The 18073-nt window shown below is 72.1% G+C and carries 13 protein-coding genes and 1 pseudogene; 7 read left to right on the top strand and 7 right to left on the bottom strand.

The features are described 5' to 3' along the window. Positions 1–526: 526 nt before the first annotated feature. Positions 527–706, bottom strand: coding sequence for a hypothetical protein (locus OGH68_RS35520; protein ID WP_264249701.1), 180 nt, complete (start codon positions 704–706; stop codon positions 527–529). A 15-nt stretch (positions 707–721) separates the two neighbouring features. On the opposite strand from OGH68_RS35520, the pseudogene OGH68_RS36575 reads away from it, so the two are divergent. Further along, positions 722–1062, top strand: a pseudogene (locus tag OGH68_RS36575) (hypothetical protein); the annotation flags it as partial. On the opposite strand, the gene OGH68_RS35525 reads toward OGH68_RS36575, so the two are convergent. Continuing rightward, on the bottom strand, positions 987–1166 hold the full coding sequence (locus tag OGH68_RS35525) for a hypothetical protein (RefSeq protein WP_264249703.1): 180 nt from the start codon (positions 1164–1166) through the stop codon (positions 987–989). The pseudogene OGH68_RS36575 and the gene OGH68_RS35525 overlap by 76 nt on opposite strands. A 184-nt stretch (positions 1167–1350) precedes the next feature. Here OGH68_RS35525 and OGH68_RS35530 point away from each other — a divergent pair, with 184 nt between their 5' ends. Both OGH68_RS35530 and OGH68_RS35535 read left to right on the top strand, forming a co-directional pair. Next, positions 1351–1632 (top strand): hypothetical protein, encoded by a 282-nt coding sequence (locus OGH68_RS35530; RefSeq protein ID WP_264249704.1) that lies wholly within the window; start codon positions 1351–1353, stop codon positions 1630–1632. Beyond that, positions 1613–2041 carry a hemerythrin domain-containing protein gene (locus tag OGH68_RS35535; RefSeq protein WP_264249705.1) on the top strand — a complete coding sequence of 143 codons (429 nt, stop codon included), beginning with the start codon at positions 1613–1615 and terminating at the stop codon, positions 2039–2041. The genes OGH68_RS35530 and OGH68_RS35535 overlap by 20 nt, the downstream gene beginning before the upstream one ends. A 309-nt stretch (positions 2042–2350) precedes the next feature. On the opposite strand, the gene OGH68_RS35540 is transcribed toward OGH68_RS35535, so the two are convergent. The 4 genes from OGH68_RS35540 to OGH68_RS35555 all read right to left on the bottom strand — a co-directional run bounded on the left by OGH68_RS35540 (position 2351) and on the right by OGH68_RS35555 (position 5807). Next, positions 2351–3391, bottom strand: coding sequence for a vWA domain-containing protein (locus OGH68_RS35540; protein WP_264249706.1), 1041 nt, complete (start codon positions 3389–3391; stop codon positions 2351–2353). A gap of 164 nt (positions 3392–3555) precedes the next feature. Next, a complete protein-coding gene (locus tag OGH68_RS35545) occupies positions 3556–4995 on the bottom strand; it encodes a hypothetical protein (protein ID WP_264249707.1) in 1440 nt (479 codons plus the stop codon). After that, on the bottom strand, positions 4992–5429 hold the full coding sequence (locus OGH68_RS35550) for a hypothetical protein (protein WP_264249708.1): 438 nt from the start codon (positions 5427–5429) through the stop codon (positions 4992–4994). Before OGH68_RS35550 ends, OGH68_RS35545 begins: the two co-directional genes overlap by 4 nt. Positions 5430–5498: 69 nt before the next feature. Next, positions 5499–5807: a hypothetical protein gene (locus OGH68_RS35555; protein ID WP_264249710.1), complete on the bottom strand. Its 309-nt coding sequence runs from the start codon at positions 5805–5807 to the stop codon at positions 5499–5501. Between the two features lie 496 nt (positions 5808–6303). On the opposite strand from OGH68_RS35555, the gene OGH68_RS35560 reads away from it, so the two are divergent. Further along, positions 6304–10146 carry a WD40 repeat domain-containing protein gene (locus tag OGH68_RS35560; RefSeq protein ID WP_264249712.1) on the top strand — a complete coding sequence of 1281 codons (3843 nt, stop codon included), beginning with the start codon at positions 6304–6306 and terminating at the stop codon, positions 10144–10146. Positions 10147–10165: 19 nt separating this feature from the next. Here OGH68_RS35560 and OGH68_RS35565 read toward each other — a convergent pair whose 3' ends face one another. Further along, positions 10166–11071, bottom strand: a complete 906-nt coding sequence (locus OGH68_RS35565) for a hypothetical protein (RefSeq protein WP_264249713.1) — start codon at positions 11069–11071, stop codon at positions 10166–10168. A gap of 621 nt (positions 11072–11692) precedes the next feature. Between OGH68_RS35565 and OGH68_RS35570 the strand changes: the two genes are divergently transcribed. From OGH68_RS35570 to OGH68_RS35580, 3 genes are read left to right on the top strand one after another with little or no spacing between them, the layout of a single operon-like run. Further along, positions 11693–13618 carry a M28 family metallopeptidase gene (locus tag OGH68_RS35570; RefSeq protein WP_264249715.1) on the top strand — a complete coding sequence of 642 codons (1926 nt, stop codon included), beginning with the start codon at positions 11693–11695 and terminating at the stop codon, positions 13616–13618. 36 nt (positions 13619–13654) lie between these two features. Then, positions 13655–15691 carry a M36 family metallopeptidase gene (locus OGH68_RS35575; RefSeq protein WP_264249716.1) on the top strand — a complete coding sequence of 679 codons (2037 nt, stop codon included), beginning with the start codon at positions 13655–13657 and terminating at the stop codon, positions 15689–15691. Positions 15692–15724: 33 nt separating this feature from the next. Beyond that, a complete protein-coding gene (locus OGH68_RS35580) occupies positions 15725–17962 on the top strand; it encodes an endonuclease (protein ID WP_264249717.1) in 2238 nt (745 codons plus the stop codon). The last annotated feature ends 111 nt before the right edge of the window (positions 17963–18073 follow it).

Consider the following 18073-nt stretch of genomic DNA (forward strand, 5'->3'; position numbering starts at 1 on the left):
CTCCGGTCCGCTGTCCCGGGAACGCACTTCTGATCCTTCGGTGGCCGCGCGGCCGCACCGTGGTGGGTGGTGGTGTCCGCGGCGGAAGGGCGTGGGGTGGGCGAGCCGGGCCTATGGGGTGAGGTCACGGCGGGGGCAACACACCGACGTCTTGCCGGTGCTCAGCCGACAGCTCATCAAGATGAGCGAGATCGCCCGGCGCAAGCATCGTTATGTGCAGTGCTCCTTTGCCTGCTTCTGCGTGGGAGCGTTCATCGTGTTCATCGCAGGCGTCGCGCCTGACCGCCCACAGCGACGGGCCGCACGGAGCCTTCCGTGCAGCCCGTCGCTGCTGCCCCCAGACGTTCACCGGCCCAAGAGGTGCGCGGTGCTGACTCTCATTCCGGCGACCCGGGCATTCTCAGGAGGGCGTGCAGACGCTTCTCAACCCGCGCCAACAAAGCCCCCGCTCAGCACGGATCGGAGCCGACTCCGACATGAGTCGGCACCAGGGCAACGGAGCGGAGTCAGCAGGTGGTGGACGCCGTCAGCGCCCGTCGGCCGCCTTGCGCTGGAAGTACCAGGCCACGGCGAAGCTGACTGTGGCGCTCCAGAACAGGGGTGCGCCGTAGGCGCGGTCGACGGTGGCGGTGAAGACGGTGCCGATGACTGCCTGGAGCGTGGCGAGGAGAGCGAAGGCGGTGGCTGCGCGGCGGTTGACGGACATGGGGCTTCTCCATCTTCCGCCCCCTCGGCGATCACCTCGACGGACTATCCGACGGGCCAGTGGGTCAAGGGCGCGGGCCAGCCCGGCACGTTCACGGTCACCCCGCCGACGGCTGACCACAACTGGCTGGAATGGTCGCTGGACGGCGTGTCCTGGACCAAGGTCGCCACCAGCGGCTCCACCGCCGACAAGGCCATCTCCGTCACCCCGCCGAACGACGGCACCCACACCCTCCAGGTGCGCGCGGTCGACAAGGCCGACAACAGTCCGAGGCGATCAACTACACCTTCCACGCGGGTCCCGGCGGCTTCGTCCAGCCGAACGCGGGCGAGCGCACCGTGCGCCGCCTGCCTTTGAAGTACAGCGTGACGGGCTCCACCGGTGATCCTGCGGGGTCCATCAGGCGGTGCGGCTCCCACGGATCACCCGTCTCGTGCAGCTTGCCGATCTCGGGCAGCACGAACGCGGCTGAGTCCGTCTCGGGACTGCTTGGTGCAAGTATGCGGGGAAGCTAGCAGACAAGTCTGTGACCTGTGAAAACTTCGCACTTGGTTCGGTCAACACGCCTTCCGCTTCGACTTTGCCTGGCACCACGGCTGGGAGACGGTTGCCGTCCTGATCGCCACCAGCAACGCGACCGCCCGGTGACCGGCCGCTCCCGCGCCCGCCTGGGCCGCGTCCGCGCCTTGCTCGGCATCGCCCAGCTCGCCCTCCAGCAGGTCGGGGGCCATCTGAACGCCGACGACGTCGACGCCCGCGCGCTCGCCGCGATCCTGGGCGAGTTCCAGGAGGACATCGACATGCCGGGTGGCCTCTTTCCGATGCTCGCGCAGCTGGTCAGCGCCGCCGCCCGCGGACACCGCAGAGCCCGGCTGCGCCGGGCGCGTGGCACAACGCTGCCTGGCCATGACTCAGGAGCTGCGTGAACACGCCGAGCATGAGGACCGCTGCATCCACCCGCTGCTGCGGGAGCGGGTGGATGCAGCCGACGCCCTCGACACCGAGCACGTGCGCCTTGATGCGGCACTCGCCGCACTGGACGACCGGGCGCGCCGACTGCCGACGACGCCCGCAGCGTCGCTGTTGGACGCGCGGCACGGCCTCTATCTGGCCGTGAACGAGCTCATCAGCGCCTACTTGGGCCACCTGCATGCGGAGGAGACCGTGGCGATGCCCGCCCTGTGGAAGGGGTGCGGCGACGCCGAGCTCGCCACGGTCTTTTCCGCCTTCAAGGCGTCCCGCACTCCCGAGGAGGCCCTCACCGACCTTGCCGTCCCTGCCGCCCGCCGTCCGGGCGTTCATCGTGCGCGCCACACTGGAAGCCGGGCCGCATGACGACGCGGGCCGGTCCTGGCCGCCGTCTCCACCACACTCGATCCCCGCAGCCGCAGCCGGCTCTACGACGACCTGGGAGCGCCGGAGGCGTGGGCACTCACGGCCGGCGAGCGCGAACAGGACCCCTGACGCCACATCCCGCAGCAGTCCGCCTCACCCGGCCGGTGGCTGGTGGACGGCGCCGGCCGGGGGAGCGGGCGAGGTGCCGAGCCACTGCGGCCTGCTTCCTGGCCGTGAGCGTCCCTGTGCAGGTGCACGGCCAAGGAGCACGGCGGCGAACGCCGGGACCCGCCGGGAACGTCCCGGGTGTCAGGTCATCAGCAGCAGCCGCGTGTGCGGTACGAGCTTCCGGTTCACACTGGTGCTCTGCACGAAAATGGTGAAGTCGTCGTTGTGGTCCGGCTTGACGCGCGCTTCCGCGTCCGGCAGGCCGAGGAGGGCCCGGGCCTCCGGCCCGGAGTACACCCGGTCCGTCTTCTTCTCGAGCACCGCGATCTTCTTCCGGGCCTGGATCCTCTCCGACTTGCTCAGCTGGTAGAACGCGCAACCGGTTCGGTACGTGTGTCCGCACTCGACGACCCAGTCGCGGATCGCTGCGTCACGGGCCACCGGAATCAGCTGGTACTCCGACGGATTCACCGGGGTGAGACCGGCTGCCTTGATGGTGTCCTTGTTGACCGTCTCCGCACCCGTGGAGAACACCGCCCGCGATCCCCGGATGCCCCGGGAACGGCCCACCATGAACTTCTCGGTGGCCTGCCGGATGACCTGCCCGGCCTCCTCCAGACCCTGCGTGCTCGTGGCGTCCCAGATGGCGATGTTGTCCTTCGGGAAACCGCACTGCATGGCCTCGCGCCTGCCCATCTGGTCCGGCACAAGGACGGCCAGCGTCCAGTTGTCCTCCTGAGTGTCGATCATCCCGGCCACGGCCTCGACCAGTTCCCGCGGATCCCTGGCAGGCGCATCCGGGCAGCGATGACTCGCGTTCTCCTGCCCGTCGGTCAGTATGAACGTCAGGAAGCTGTGGTCGCCGTACAGTTGGGCCGTCTGCGCCAGCTCCCGCTGCGACTTCAACGCCGCCGCCAGCAGAGCCGTCATCCCACCGACCCGGTACAGCTGCTTCAGGGACGGCATCCGCAGCACGTCCTTGTCGTAGATGACGCACTCCACCTTGTCGGCGAAGACGTACACCGTGACGCGGGTCTCCTGGTCCAGTTCCCTCGACCGGCGGGCAAGGTATTCGATCTGCTGGTCGGCCACTTCGACGACCTTGCCGCTCAGGCGCGACATCGACGAACTGGCATCCAGCACAAGAGCAACGTGGTTGATGTAGTTCTGGGTTCCGGACATGATCAGCTCCCCCTCTTTCCCGGCTTGATGCTCTTACCTTCTCACCCACCACTGACAATCGATCTCCGCTCCCGGGCCCGGTGAAGAGCCCACCCCACCAGGGGCGCAGCCGGGCCGCCCCGGCCCGGGAGCACGCCCGGGGCCGGCCGTAAGCGGGCCTGCGGTCATCGTCCGACGACCGGCCGGAAGGCGTCGCGCACACCGGACTTGGCGGTGGCGACCAGCTGGTCGCCCGGCCCCAGGTCGTACATGTAGTACTCGTAGTGCAGGACGTCGGGGCAGCTTCGGCCGCTGATCTGCACCGAGCGCGGGTCGACGCGCTTGCCGGTGCGCAGCTCGTACACCTTCAGCGGGATCCTGACCTTGTGGAAGGTCACCTGGTGGGGGAGGTACCGGGACTTCTTGTTCTCGTAGGAGCACGTCTCGACGGCCGTTCCGTTCTCCGCCGTGTCCGCGCACACCACGAGCGCGGCCCTGGCCGCATCGCCGGTGCGCCAGGCGCCGGGGAGCTGGGCGGTGTACTCGGTGTCGCCGAGGAACAGCGCGCGGTTGGACCCCTTGCGGACGGGCGGGGCACCGCTGTACTTGGCGGGCGTGTCGCAGTAGCCGGACTCCGCGTCCGACGCGTCCTCGACCAGGCGGCGTACGGTGTCCAGCTCGATGGCGAGGGTGGCCTTCCGCACGCCGCTGCGTGCCTCGCCCGTGCGCGAGTCGTGCGGGTACACGTCAAGGACGTGCTGGTAACGCGCCCGTGCCTGCTGCCAGTCGTCCTTGCCCATCAGCTGGTCGCCGCATCCGGCCAGTGCCGCGGGTTCCGTACGCGCCGCGGTGCCGGCGGACCGGTCCAGTACGTCACGGGTGGGTTCGCGGTCGCGGAGCCAGCCGGTGATGTCGGCGGTGTCGCAGGGGTCCTCGGTGGGCAAACCGGCGAGGAAGGTGTCCAGGACCGCCCTGACGGTCTGTTCGTTGCCGGGCTCGCCCAGAACACCGGCGAGGATGCCGAAACCCCGCTCCAGCTCCTCGATCTCCCCGCCTTGTCCGGCGGCGGCCAGCGTGGACGCGGCCCGCTCCAGCCGGTGGCACGCCTCCACCACCGCGTCGCCGGGTTCGACCACCGGTGCGCCCGCCAGGCGGTGGCCGGCCCACACCTCGCCCTGCGCGGCCACGGCCGCCCGGCAGTCGCCGGCCTCGCGGGCCTCGTTCACGCGGTCCTCGATCCCGTACGCGTCGAAGCGCAGCAGCACGGCGGTCAGCAGCACCGCGACCGTGACGGCGAGTGCGCCCGCGCGCTGCCCGCGCCGTACGAGGTGCTCCGCGCGCCGGCGTGCCAGGAACCAGCCGTGGACGACACCGGCCGCCCACCACAGGAGCAGCAGGATCTCGCACCAGGTCGCGGCGGTCGAGGCGGTGAGGTTGAGGAGCATGCCCGTGCCGAGCACGGCGATCGCGGCCCCCCGTCGGTGCCCCAGCAGCAGATAACCGATGCCGAACAGCGAGGCGTTGCCGAGTGCCACTGCCACCGGGTCGCACGGCGCCGCGCTCCCGGGTGGCTCGGGGGGCTCCGGCGGCCGGTACGGGTCGGGTTCGTACGTCGGGTAGGTCATGCCGGGAACCCCGGACGTGAAGTGGCCGCCGGGGCGCGTACGGAGAAGAATTGGCGGCCGGTCTCGCCGCTCACCGTCCACAGGGCCGCCACGTCGACGCAGGCGACTACGAACACCCCGAGGCCCGGTGCCCCGGCGGCCAGCGAGCCGATGAAGGCGAAGACCGTCCCCAGCGCCGCGAGGGACAGGCACACGATGAGCACCACACGCACCCAGACGCGGCGCTTGCGCGCCAGTACGACGCACAGGATTTGGAGCGCCGCCAGCCCCCAGCAGAACAGCGCCAGGAACCAGGCCATGCCCATCGGCATGAGCAGGTCCTGCCCGTGCTCCTGCTTGCTCTGGTTCTCGTCGAGGACCGCCCAGCCGCCGAAGACGGCGCCCAGCGCGTGCACGGTGACGATCACCAGAACGAAGATGAGGACCCCGGGCATGCGCGCCGCCTGGGGCGGGCCGGACGCACTGGGCGGACCGAGTGGATTCGCGGAGCTCTGCATGACGGATCACCTCACGCTTTCGTTGTCGTCCGGCAGGTCGTGGGCCCGGGCCCGGTCCACTTCGTGGACAGCGCTCCGCAGGTCGTTCCCGTGGAGGTTGTCGAGCGGGATGGTCCGGTGCACGGACGGGGCGCACTGGACGCAGTCGCAGTCGCGGTCCGCGTCCGCCCCGCCGGCGAAACGGAACCACTCCCGGCCGTCGAGGAAGCCGCGCAGATGGCCCGGGGTTCTCCACTCGACGGCGACGGTGTGCCACTGCGACAGGTCCACGCCGCACCCCACGGCGAGGCGCCGCGCACGAAGCCTTCTGTTCATGACTCTCCTTCAGCTGTCGCGCATGTGCGCACGAGGGGCGGCCCGGAACCCTCCCCTCGTGGGGCTCGGACCGCTCCAGGGCCCGTCCTGGCCACGTCCCTGGCCATTCGACCGCCGCCCGCCGTTGTTCAGCAGGTCCCCTCCCGGCACCGAACAACCAGGCAGCGAGCAACCGGCACCGGACAACCGGCACCGGACAACCGGCACCGGACAACCGGCACCGGACAACCGGCACCGGACAACCAGGCAGCGAGCAACCGGCACCGGACGACCGGCACCGAACGGCCCGGCACCGGACGGCCCTGCGGCGTGAACCGGACGGCCCGGCCGGGAGGAAACGTGAAGATCGAGTGAACCGCCCTGCCCTGCCTGCCGATACACCGCAGGTTCGATTGCGGCCGCCGCCGCAACTGCCTACCGTGGGCGCACGGGTAGACGCGCTGGGTGAGTGCATGGCCCGGCGGCGGCCGGGGCGGACGAGGGGGAGGGCGGCCACGTGTCGGGACAGCCGGGACCGGGACGCACCGAGGGCGAGCTGGATCCTGAGGCCGGACCGGTACCCCGGTTCGCCGCCGCACTGCGCGCGCTGCGCGAGTCGGCGGGCAGGCCCACGTACCGGACGATGGCCCAGCGGGCACGGTACGGGGTGACCACCCTGTCGCAGGCGGCGGCCGGGAAACAGCTGCCCACCCGCGCGGTGACCCTCGCCTACGTGAAGGCGTGCGGCGGCGACGTGATCGAGTGGGAGCGGCGCTGGCGCGAGGCGTCGGCCCAGGCGGCCGCCGAGGCCGCCGCCGACGAGACCTCCCGGCCGCCCTACCGCGGCCTGACCCGGTTCGAACCGGGCGACGCCGCACTGTTCTTCGGCCGCGACCAGCTCGTGGAGCGGCTGACCGAACTGAACCGCAAGCACCGCTTCACCGCCGTCTTCGGCCCCTCCGGCAGCGGCAAGTCCTCCCTCCTACGCGCCGGCCTGATCCCCCTGCTGCGTACCCCGCCCGACGGCGCGGCGGGTCCGGACCGTGACGCCACTCCCGCGGCCGTGCGGATCCTCACCCCCGGTGCCGACCCGCTGCGCACGCACGCCGACCGGCTCGTCCCCGTACCCGGCACGGACGCCGACACCTGGCTGGTCGTCGACCAGTTCGAAGAGCTGTACACCCTCGGCGCCGACCCGGCCGACCGGGACACCTTCATCGACCGCCTCGTCGCCGCCACCGACGCCGGCAGCCGGCTGCGCGTCGTCATCGCGGTGCGCGCCGACTTCCTCGGCCGCTGCGCCGAACACCCCGGCCTCACCGCCGCGTTGCACAACGCCACGCTGCTCGCCGGGCCGATGAGCCGCACCGAGCTGCGGGAGGCCATCGTCCGCCCGGCCGCCGCGGACGGCCTGATCGTCGAACGCTCCCTGACCGACCGCCTCCTGGACGAGGTCGAGGGCGCCCCGGGCGGACTGCCGCTGATGTCGCACGCCCTGCTGGAGACCTGGCGCCACCGCAGCGGCCGCACCCTGACCGAGACCGCGTACGAGGCGGCCGGCGGGCTGCACGGCGCCGTCGTTCGCACGGCCGAGCAGGTGTACGGCGAACTCACCGCGCCGCAGGCCGACCTGGCCCGCCGCATCCTGCTCCGCCTCGTCACCCCCGGCGACGGCACACCCGACACCCACCGCCCCACCGACCACGCCGAACTTGACGTGGGCAGCCCCGCCGACACCCGCGTGGTACTGGAACGCCTGGCCCGGGCCCGCCTCATCACCTTCGACGACGGCACCGTCGACCTCGCCCACGAAGCCCTCATCACCGCCTGGCCCCGCCTGCGCGCATGGATCGACGCCGAACGCGACCGGCTGCGCGTCCACCGCTCGCTCTCCGAGGCCGCCCGCACATGGCAGGCACTCGGCCGGGAGAACGCCGCTCTCTACGCCGGCTCCCGCCTGCACGCCGCCCGCGACGCCTTCCCCCGGCACACCGCCCGCCCGCACACCACCGCACCCGAGGGCCACCCCAGCGACGAACTCACCGCGCTGGAACGGCAGTTCCTCACCGCCTCGCTCCGCCGCCGGCACCGCGCGCTGCGACTGCGCCGCACGATCGTGGCCGTCCTCGCCGCGCTCGCGCTGCTCGCCACCGGCACCGCCGTCGTCGCCCTCCAGGCGCGCGCCACCGCACAGGCCGAACGCGACGACGCCGTCTTCGGCCGCCTCACCGCCGAGGCCGACCGTGTCCGCGAGACCCACGCCGGGCTGGCCGCACGCCTCGACGTCGCCGCGCACCGCATGCGCTCCACCCCCGACCTGCAGACCCGGCTGGCCTCGGACGCCGGCCGGGTACTGGCCGCCCGGCTGCCCGGCCACGACGGTGTCGGCACCTCCGTGGCCTACGCGCCCGACGGCCGCACTCTCGCCAGCGGCGGCCACGACGGCACCGTCCGGCTGTGGGACACCGGCACGGACAGGCCACTGGGGCAGCCGCTGCGCCTGCGCACGGGACCGGTCGGCGCGGTCGCCTTCTCCCCGCCGGACACCGGCCTGCTCGCGGCCACCGGCAAAGGCGGCGCCATCCAGCTGTGGGACCTACGCGACCGGAAACGGCCCCGCACCACCGGCCGGCCGCTGGTGAGCCACGACCGGGAGAACATCGTCTGCGCCGACTTCGCCCCGGACGGCCGGACGCTGGCCACCGCCGGCGACGACGGGACCGTACGGCTGTGGGACCTGAGCGACCCGGCCCGCCCCACGCCGCTCGGCGACCCCGCCGAGGCCGACGCGTCCGAGACGGGCAGCGTCCGCGCCGTCGCCTTCGCCCCGGACGGGAACACCCTGGCCACCGCCGGCTTCGACGGCACCGTACGGATGTGGCGGCTCGGCGAGAACGGCATCGCCCCCCTCGGCAGGCCACTGCGCCGGCACACCGCCGCCGTCTGGACGCTGGCCTTCTCCCCGGACGGCCGGACGCTGGCCACCGCCGGCTTCGACGAGACCGTACGGCTGTGGGACGCCTCCGACCCGGGCCGCCTCGAGCCGCTGGGCGAACCGCTCACCGAGCACACCGCGCCCGTCATGTCGGTCGCCTTCAGCCCCGACGGCGAGACGCTGGCGACCGCGGGCGAGGATGACTCGCCCCTGCTGTGGAACGTGGCCAACCCCGCATACCCGCAGCAGCTCGGGGAGCCGCTGACCGGCCACACCGAGTCCGTGTGGGAAGTGGCCTTCCACCCCGACGGCCGCACCCTCGCCAGCACCGGCGCCGACGGCAGCGTCCTCGTGTGGCACCGGCCGCCGACCGTCCTCACCGACTTCACCAACCCGCTGACCGCCGTCGCCTTCAGCCCCGACGGCCGCCTGCTCGCCGCCGCCAGTACCACCGACGCGCTGATCCGCCTGTGGGACGTCGGCGAACCGGACCGCCCGCGCCGGATACCGCGCATCCTCACCGGTCATCAGGACGAGGTGCTGGCCGTCGCGTTCGCCCCGGACGGCCGCACGGTCGCCGGCAGCTCCAAGGACGGCACCGTCCGGCTGTGGGACGTCTCCGCGCCCGAACGTACCGTTCCGCTCGGCAAGCCGCTGCACGCGCACGAAGGCGGCACCCTCGCCGTCGCGTTCGCCCCGGACGGCCGCACACTGGCCACCGGCGGACGCGACGACACCGTGCGCCTGTGGGACATACGCACGCCGGACCGCGTACGCCCGCTCGGCGCACCGCTGCGCGGCCACACGGACGCCGTCACCTCCGTGGCCTTCGCCCCGGACGGGAAGATGCTCGCCACCGGCAGCGAGGACGACACCGCACGCCTGTGGCACGTGGGCGACGGGACACGGCCACGCCCGGCAGGCCCTGCCCTGAGCGGGCACGACGAGAAGGTCAACGCGGTGGCCTTCGCCCCGGACGGGAAGACGCTGGCGACCGGCAGCGACGACCGCACGGTGCGGCTGTGGAACGTGGAACACCCCGAGCGCGTACGCCCGGTGGGCACGGAGCTGGCCGAGCACCGCGGAGCGGTCAGGTCCGTGGCCTTCGCCCCGGACGGGAAGACGCTGGCCACCGGCAGCGGCGACCACACGGTGCGCCTGTGGGACGTGACCGACCCGGCCCGTGCCGAGACGGCCGGCCACGAACTCACCGGCCACCTGGACACCGTCACCTCCGTCGCGTTCAGCCCGCGGGGCGACACCCTCGCCTCCGCCGGCTACGACCTGACGACCCGGCTGTGGACCCTGGACAGCGACCGCGCGGCCGACTACGTCTGCGACCGCACCGGCGGCGTCCTCACCCGCACCGAATGGGAGGACCACCTGCCGCGACTCGGCTATGAGGAGGTGTGCGCGCCTCGTTGAGGGCCGCCGCCACCGGCGCTCACGGGATGCTGAACCTCAGCACGGCGCCGTCCTTGTTGTGCGCCACGACGATCGCCTTCAGCTCGTCCCCGAACCCGGCCTCACCGCCCGCGCCACCGAGCTGCATCAGGGTGCCCGCCGTCCGGAAGGTGACGTGGTCGTCCGCCACCAGGACATGCACGTTCACCCCGTTCGCCGTGATGTCCGCCGTGGAGGTGACCAGGACCTCGCACGCGCCGTCCGCACACGCGCGGGTGTTCTCGCCGTCCGCCGCCCCGGGCAGTGGCCCGGTGGAGCCGGGCGTGGGCGCAGCCGCCTCCTCCTCGGGCTGTCGGCCCGGCGCGCACTGCTCCGCACGCTCGTACGCGGCCGCGAGCCGCGGGTCCCGCTTCGTCAGCGCGAGCAGGTCCGGCTCCGGCTCGGTGAGCGACTGGACGAGCTTGTCGACGTCCGCGACACTGCCCTCGGCGTCGCCGAACGCCGCACCAGGGGACACCCCGTCGAGTTCGGTCACGACACGCGTCACCTTCTTCAGCCAGGCGTCGAGCAGCCGGTCGGCCGCCAGAACACCCGACAGGCCGAGGTCCGCCAGGTCGTTCTCCACGCCTTCCACCGCCGACGGTGTCCTGGAGAGGTAGCCGACGGCGCGGGCCTCGGCGAACAGATCGGTCTCGTCCGAGTCCCGGATCTCCTTCAGGTCCGCGGCGCTGTCCGTCCGCAGGTTCTCGAGCACGGCTGTCGACTCGCACATGCCGCCGACCCATTTCACCAGGTCCTCAGACGGCCGTTCCGGTGTCGCCCCGGCCGGCTCCTTGCCCGATGCCTCGGCCCTCTCCTGCACCCCGCCCCCGCCCCCGCCCCCGCAGCCGCCGAGAACCACGACCAGCCCGGCGGCCACCACGGCGACGCTCGCCCTCTTGACCATCCAACGACCTCTCTTCGTGCCGCGACCCGTCTCCCGGGCCGGACGCCGGCACCGTGGGCCCAGTTCAGCGCGGCACGGATTGTTCGGACACCCGGTCCGCAGCCGTGAACAACACCCGCCGGCTGACAGAACCCCCACCGGAACCCGGCGGCTCCCCGGGCCGGGACCAGAGCGCCGACACGGGGAGCCCAGGGACGTCATCAGCGACCGCCTCGGCCGGTCAGCGGGTGCGACCCGACGCAACGACCCGGTCCCGAGCATCGAACACGCTGGTCCCGCAAGGACATTGCGCCTCGCTGCCCGCCTCGCCCTGCCTGCCTTCAGCACCGCCGACGCCGTGGAGCGACGTCCGCACCGGGCACCGCTGCGACACGTCGGCCCGACGTACAGCCGGGAGCCGGCCGAACGGTCGGCTGCCAGGCGATCGTGACGCCGGCCGACAGTCCGGCACGCGGCGCTCCGGTCGCGACGGGGCCAGGGACGGGGCCACGGACGGGCCCGGATGCAGGAATCCGCAGCCGCGAGGATAGTGGAGATATCGGGGACTGCGAGCGGATGCCCCCTGAGTTGCAGCCGCTGGAGTCCTCACCGGAAGGCGTGTTCTTCTCTGGAGACGCCGAGATGCCCGTACTGTTCTTCGACGTCGGTGCCACACTCGCGGACGTGAGCGTCGCAGCCGACGGCTCATTGACCCTTCAACCGCGCCCGCGCGTCGTCGAGGTTCTCGATTCCTTCGCGCAGGTACGCAAGGGCATCGTGTCGGACCCGGGTCCGACAACCACCGCGCGCGAGAACGCGGCGGCCGCGCTCGAAGCCGCGTTCGGCGGCCGCTTCGCGGACGAGGCACTGGTCCACTGGGGTGCCAAGGACAGCCGGGCGGTATTCGACGACGCCGTAACGAGCGCGGGGGCGGCAGCCGGCGACTGCGTGTTCGTGGGCGAGGATCCCGGCGAGCGCGCGTTCGCGCGCGAGGCGGGGATGCGCACCGCCGCCCACCCGGTCTTCACCCTCGCCGCGGTCGAGGGCCGTCCGGTCTACTGGGCGAGGATGGAGGCGCCGCAGGACCGGGCCCCGGCCGGGCCGGAGGCGGTCGCGGACCTCGACGAGGTCGTGCCGGTGCACGTGGCGTCCGACCGGCTCGTCCTCGCCATGGCCACCGCGCGGGGCGTGCGCGCCGTCGAGCAGAGCGGGTTCGCCGTCGACCTCCGCGGTCATGTGGAGGAGACGTCCGCCTTCCTCGTGCGTGACGACCGTCCGGTTTCCGTACCGGAGGCCTTCGCCCAAGCTTCGGCGTCGTCCAGGGCCACGGCCGAGACGGCCATGCGCGCGGCAGCGGCGTTCGCCTTCGTCTTGGCCGAACTCTCCGGATCGCGGCCGCCGGTCTCCTCGCTCGGTCCGGCGCCCGGCGGCGTCTACATAGCCGCCGCTGCCGGTCTCCCGGTCGAGAACGTGCACATCCCCGGCGCCCGGCCCGGGCACATCGAGCGTCTGCTTCCCGACCCCGCTCTTGTCTCCCGGCCCGGTCAGGCGCTCGCCGAACGGTTCGCCGCCGCCTTCGCCCCCGGGGCACCGTCCCAGGACACGGTCGACGCGGTGCGCGCGGCGGTGACACCGTCGGCCGTGCGGGCCCATGTCGCCCGTATCTCCGGCGTCGATCCGCTCGTCGAGGACGGCCCGTTCACGGTGCGCAGCCGTGACGCGTCGAGCGCGGACAACGAGCGGGTCGTCGACGCGCTCGCCGGACGGCTTCACGCGCTGGGTCTGCAGGTCAGGCGGCACACGTTCACCTGGCGCGGGCACCGGCTCTCCAACGTGGAGGCCGAGCTGGCGGGCGGGGCCTCGGACGCCGTCGTCCTGGTCACCGCTCACCTGGACTCGACCGGGGCCGAGGGCGAGTTCTTCGACTCCGCGGGCCGCCCGCGCCCGTACGACCCGGCGGTCGATCCGGCACCGGGCGCGGACGACGACGGCAGCGGAACAGCGGCGGTCATGGCGACGGCGGAGTGCCTGAGTTCGCTGGTCGCCTCGGGCCGGACGCCGGCACGCGGCCTCCGCTTCGTGCTGTTCAACGCCGAGGAGCAGGGACTCGTCGGCAGCAAGGCCTACGCGCGGGCGGCCGCGGCGGCCGGGGACGACATCGCCGGCGTCCTGCAGATGGACATGATCGCGGGCTTCCGGGGCGGCACACGGACGATGGAGATCCACGCGGGCTCCCTCGTTCCCGGTCCGGTTGCGGGCGCCTCCGACACACTCGCCGACCTCGTCGCACAGGCCGGTGCCGCTGTCGCCCCCGACTTCACGGTCCAGCAGCTCACGGGCGCCGCCGATCCGGCCGTGGGCCGCAGCGACCACGCGAGCTTCCACGAACGCGGCTGGGCGGCCGTCGCCGTCTGCGAGAACTTCTTCGACGACACCCGGCCGGCCACCGGCACCCGGCAGTACCACAGGCCGGGCGACACCCTTCTCGACAGCGACCACGACACGGACTACGCGGCCTCGATCGCCCGCACGGTCGCGGTGGCCGCGCTGACCCTCGCGGGTCTTTGACGCTCTTTCGAACGCTCTGGACAGGGGAAACGCGCCATGAGCGCACTCATCGACAAACGGGACATGACCTACGACCGCCTGGGCGCGGTGGAGGGAGCCGACGCCTTCCTGGAGTCGACCGGCCCGGACGACGCCACCCGCACAGCCCAGCACGGCAAGCTGAACCGCTTCACCGGGCACCTGGGCGAGCTGCGCACGGCCGACGCTCCCGGATTCGCCGCACAGGACGAGACCCGCGCGGTCTCGGACGCCGACTACATCGCCCGTGCCAAGGCCTACCTCACCTCGGTGTCGGAGATGATCGGATTCGCACCCGAGGAGCCGGTGGAATTCGAGGCCGATCCGGCGGTGACGACCACGAGCGAGGGCATGCGGGTGGTGAGCCTGCGGCAGACGCTCAACGGCATCGAGGTGTGGGCGATGTCGCCGAAGGTGTGGCTTCACGAGGGCGGCCGGGTCGACCGGATCGTCGGGCAGACGGCGAGCGTGCCGGCGGACACGGCGGCGAAGCCGGCGGTCTTGGCCGAGACGGCTCTGCGGGTGGCCGCCGCGAAGGCCGCCGAGCCGCGTACGCTCGAGAGCCCCTTCGGCACGGACGAACTCCCCCCTCTGGACCTCTCGGAGGGCTTCGAGCGCCTGTCGCACCAGCCGCGCAACGACCAGCCCATGACGTTCAGCAAGGGACCGTTCGAGGAGCCCGTCCCGGCCCGGCTGGTGTACCTCAACATGGGCGATCACGTCCGGCTGACGTGGCTGTTCGTCTTCTCCAGGGAGAACCTGGCCGCCCAGTACCAGGCGCTCGTCGAGGCCGACGACCGGACCGCGGACATCAGCGCGCCGGAGATCCTCTACTTCTACGACACCACCGACCACGCGGTCGCCGGACACGTCTTCCGGCAGAACCCGGGCGAGAGCACCTTCGCCGAGGTGCCCTTCCCGCTGCCCGCGAGCGACTATCCCACCCTCCTGCCGACGGGCTTCCCTCCCGAGTTCATGGCCTGGACCCAGCCGCAGAACGGCAGCCTCACGACCGAGGGCAACAATGTGCGCGCCCTCAACGGGACGAGCCGGCAACCCGTGCGGATCACGCTCGACAACGCCGGCAACGGCGTGTTCAAGGCACGGGAGGACACGCCCGAGCAGTTCGTCACCAACATCTTCTACTTCTGCAACTACATGCACGACTTCTTCATGACGCTCGGCTTCACGGAGGAGCACGGCAACTTCCAGACCACGAACCCGACCGGGCTGGGCAAGGGCGCCGATCCCGTCCTCGCCTTCGCGCACCCGGGGCCGGTGTTCGGGACGGCCAACATGTCGACACGGGCGGACGGGCTGGCCGCGGTGATGAACATGGGCCTGGTCAGAAGCGGCGGCCGCGAACGCCACACGGCCAACGACGCGGACGTGGTGTTCCACGAGTTCGTCCACGGCGTGACGAACCGCCTCGTGGGCGGCCTGTTCGACGCGAACGGCCTGCAGGAGGAGCAGTCCCAGGCGATGGGGGAGGGCTGGGGAGACTACTTCGCGCTCACCACCCGGAACTTCTCCCACTCGGACGAGCGGGTGGTCACCGGCAGTTGGGTGGTCGGGCGGCCGGAAGGCATCCGGCAGCGGCCCTACGACTCGCGGTACCCCGGCAGTTTCGGGGACATCGGCAAGGGCCCCGGAGAGATCTCCGGCGCCGGCAACGAGGACCTGACGTACCAGGAGGTCCACGACGTCGGCGAGATCTGGTGCGCGGCGCTCATGGAGGTGACCCGCAAGGTCTCCGCCGCGCTCGGTGACAAGACGCGGGGTTACCGCCTGACCTGGCAGGCCGTCGTCGACGGTCTCAAGCTCACACCGAAGGACCCGTCGTTCCTCATGGCACGCGACGCCGTCCTCAGCGCCTTCAAGGCGATGAGGAACGAGAGTGGCCCGCTGACCGCCGAGGAGTACGAACAGGTCCGCGGCGCGGCCTGGAGCGCCTTCGCGCGGTTCGGGATGGGCTTCGACGCCTTCTGCCCGAACGCCTCCTTCTTCGGGTGCCGGGGCGGCACGCGGATGCCGCCGCCCGGGCGGGACGACTGAGACATCACGGGAAGCGGGCGAGGAGGCCGGACCATGGCGATATCAGAACGCGTGTCCGAGGCGGAAGCGGACTACCTGTCACAACTCGAGGCGGCAGCGCGGCGCTATACGGACCGTACCGCGGAACGCGAGCGCACCCGGTCCGTGCTCGACGATCGCGGCGTCCTGTACGCCGACGAGCCGGAACGGGTCGGCAAACGGCTGGCCCGGCTGGGTGCCGACTGGTCCCTGGCCCGGGCGATCGAGAACTCCCCCACGGAGCCGGCCGCCACCGCGGGCAGCACCCTGCCCCTGCCCCCGGGCAGCTTCGACGCCGATGTCCTGGGGCTGGAACGGCTCATCGGGCGCAACAACCTCACCCCCGTCGCGTTCCTGGAGGACGGCACACGTGCCGCCCGCCCGGTGGGACGGATCACCACCGCCGGACCGGGAGGCGGCCACGGCACGGGATTCATGGTGTCCCCGTCCCTGCTGCTCACCAACAACCATGTGCTGCGCAGCAGGGAGACGGCGGGCAGAAGCGTCGTCGCGTTCAACTTCCAGGCGGGGCCCGACGGCGAAGCACTCACCCCGGTCGTGTTCCCGCTGGAGCCCCAGCGGTTCTTCGTGACCGAGCGGGCCCTGGACTTCAGCCTCGTCGCGGTGGCACAGCGCAACGCACGGGGCGATCCGCTCTCGGCGTTCGGATGGCTGCCCCTCAGCGGAGCGCAGGGAAAGGTCATTCTCGGCGAGTTCGTCAACGTCATCCAGCACCCGCGGGGCGAGCCGAAACAACTCGCGCTCCGCGAGAACCAGGTCGTCGACCTGCTGGACCGGTTCCTGCACTACGCGTCCGACACCGACCAGGGGTCGTCGGGGTCCCCGGTGTTCAACGACCAGTGGGAGGTCGTCGCGCTGCACCACTCGGCGGTTCCCGTGACCGACGCGGCGAACAGGCCGCTGAGCGTCGGCGGAGGCGTATGGACACCGGAGACGGGCGAGCACCGGATCGCCTGGAAGGCCAATGAGGGTGTGCGGATCAGCCGCGTCCTGCAGGCGCTGCGCGAGATCACACTCACCGGAGGGGAAGCACGACTGCGGGACGAGGTGTTCACCGCCCCGGCCGCACCGCCGCCGATGGCCGCCTCCCACCGTTCGGTGGCCCCGTCCTCGCCCGACGGCGCCACGGCGGGCGAGTCTGTCGCGGCCGCCGGCGTCGGTATGGCCGTGCCCGGCGGAGGCGTCGCCGGGGACGGAACGTTCCTCTTCGAGGACGCCGTTCGTTTCACGGTCCCCTTGCGGTTCAGGGTCTCCCTGGGCCCGGCGGACGGCGCAAGGCGAGGGCCTGAGCCGGCCGGCCGGGCCGCCGTGGCGCCCGCCGGCGCCCCGCCCGCAACAGACGCGCACGGGCAGTCGGGTGCCGCTCTCGCGGTCGAGAGGGACGTCGACGCGGCCCTGGTCAACTTCCGGCTCGGACAGGAGCGTGCGTACCTCGACCGTGCCGCCGACAAGGCCGCACGCGACGCCTACTACGCGGGGGCCCGCACCGGTGACGGCACGGCGCTGCGCACGGCACTGACCCGGCTGCTGGAGGACACGCACGCGCCGAGGCCGGCCTACAAGCCGATCCGTCTCGTGTACCCGTGGGTCGACCTGCACAAGGACGGCCGGCTGCGCAGCATCTACTCCGGCAGGACCTTCACGGCCGAGGAGCTCATCCGCTCCGACGCCGCCGTCGAGACCGCCCGCATCGCACGTCTGGAGGAACTCCTGGTGCGTGAGAGCACCGCGGGGCCCGCCGAACTGGCGGCGGAGTTCGACGCCCTGGAGGCGTCGATGCCCTTCAACTGCGAGCACGTCGTCCCGCAGTCGTGGTTCGCCAAGAAGGAACCCATGCGGGGAGACCTCCACCACCTCTTCGCCTGCGAGGTGGGATGCAACAGCTTCCGTGGCAACTTCCCCTACGTCGACTTCCCGGGCTTCGAGGAGGCCGTCCGGCACGAGTGCGGAATGCGCGAGGCGGTGGGATTCGAGCCCGAGAAAGGCAAGGGCGCCGTCGCGAGGGCCACCCTGTACTTCCTGCTGCGCTACCCCGGACTCATCGGTGATGCCGCGCGGGAGTTCCCCGAGGAGCGGCTGCCGGTGCTGCTCTCCTGGCACGACCGCGAGCCGGTGAGCGAGTACGAGTTGCACCGCAATGCCGCGATCGCCGAGATCCAGGGCAATCGCAACCCGCTGATAGACCACCCGGAGTGGGCCCACGAGCTCGACTTCTCCGGCGTGTGGCCCTGAACACCCCTGCCAGACGAGCCGGCGCGGCCGGCCGCGCGGATGCAGCGTCAGATGCCCGCCCGCCGGGCGGCCGCGACGGCAATGCAACCTCGGACCGCCGGGCTCGGGCCG

The organism is Streptomyces peucetius, from assembly GCF_025854275.1.
GTDB lineage: Bacteria > Actinomycetota > Actinomycetes > Streptomycetales > Streptomycetaceae > Streptomyces > Streptomyces peucetius_A.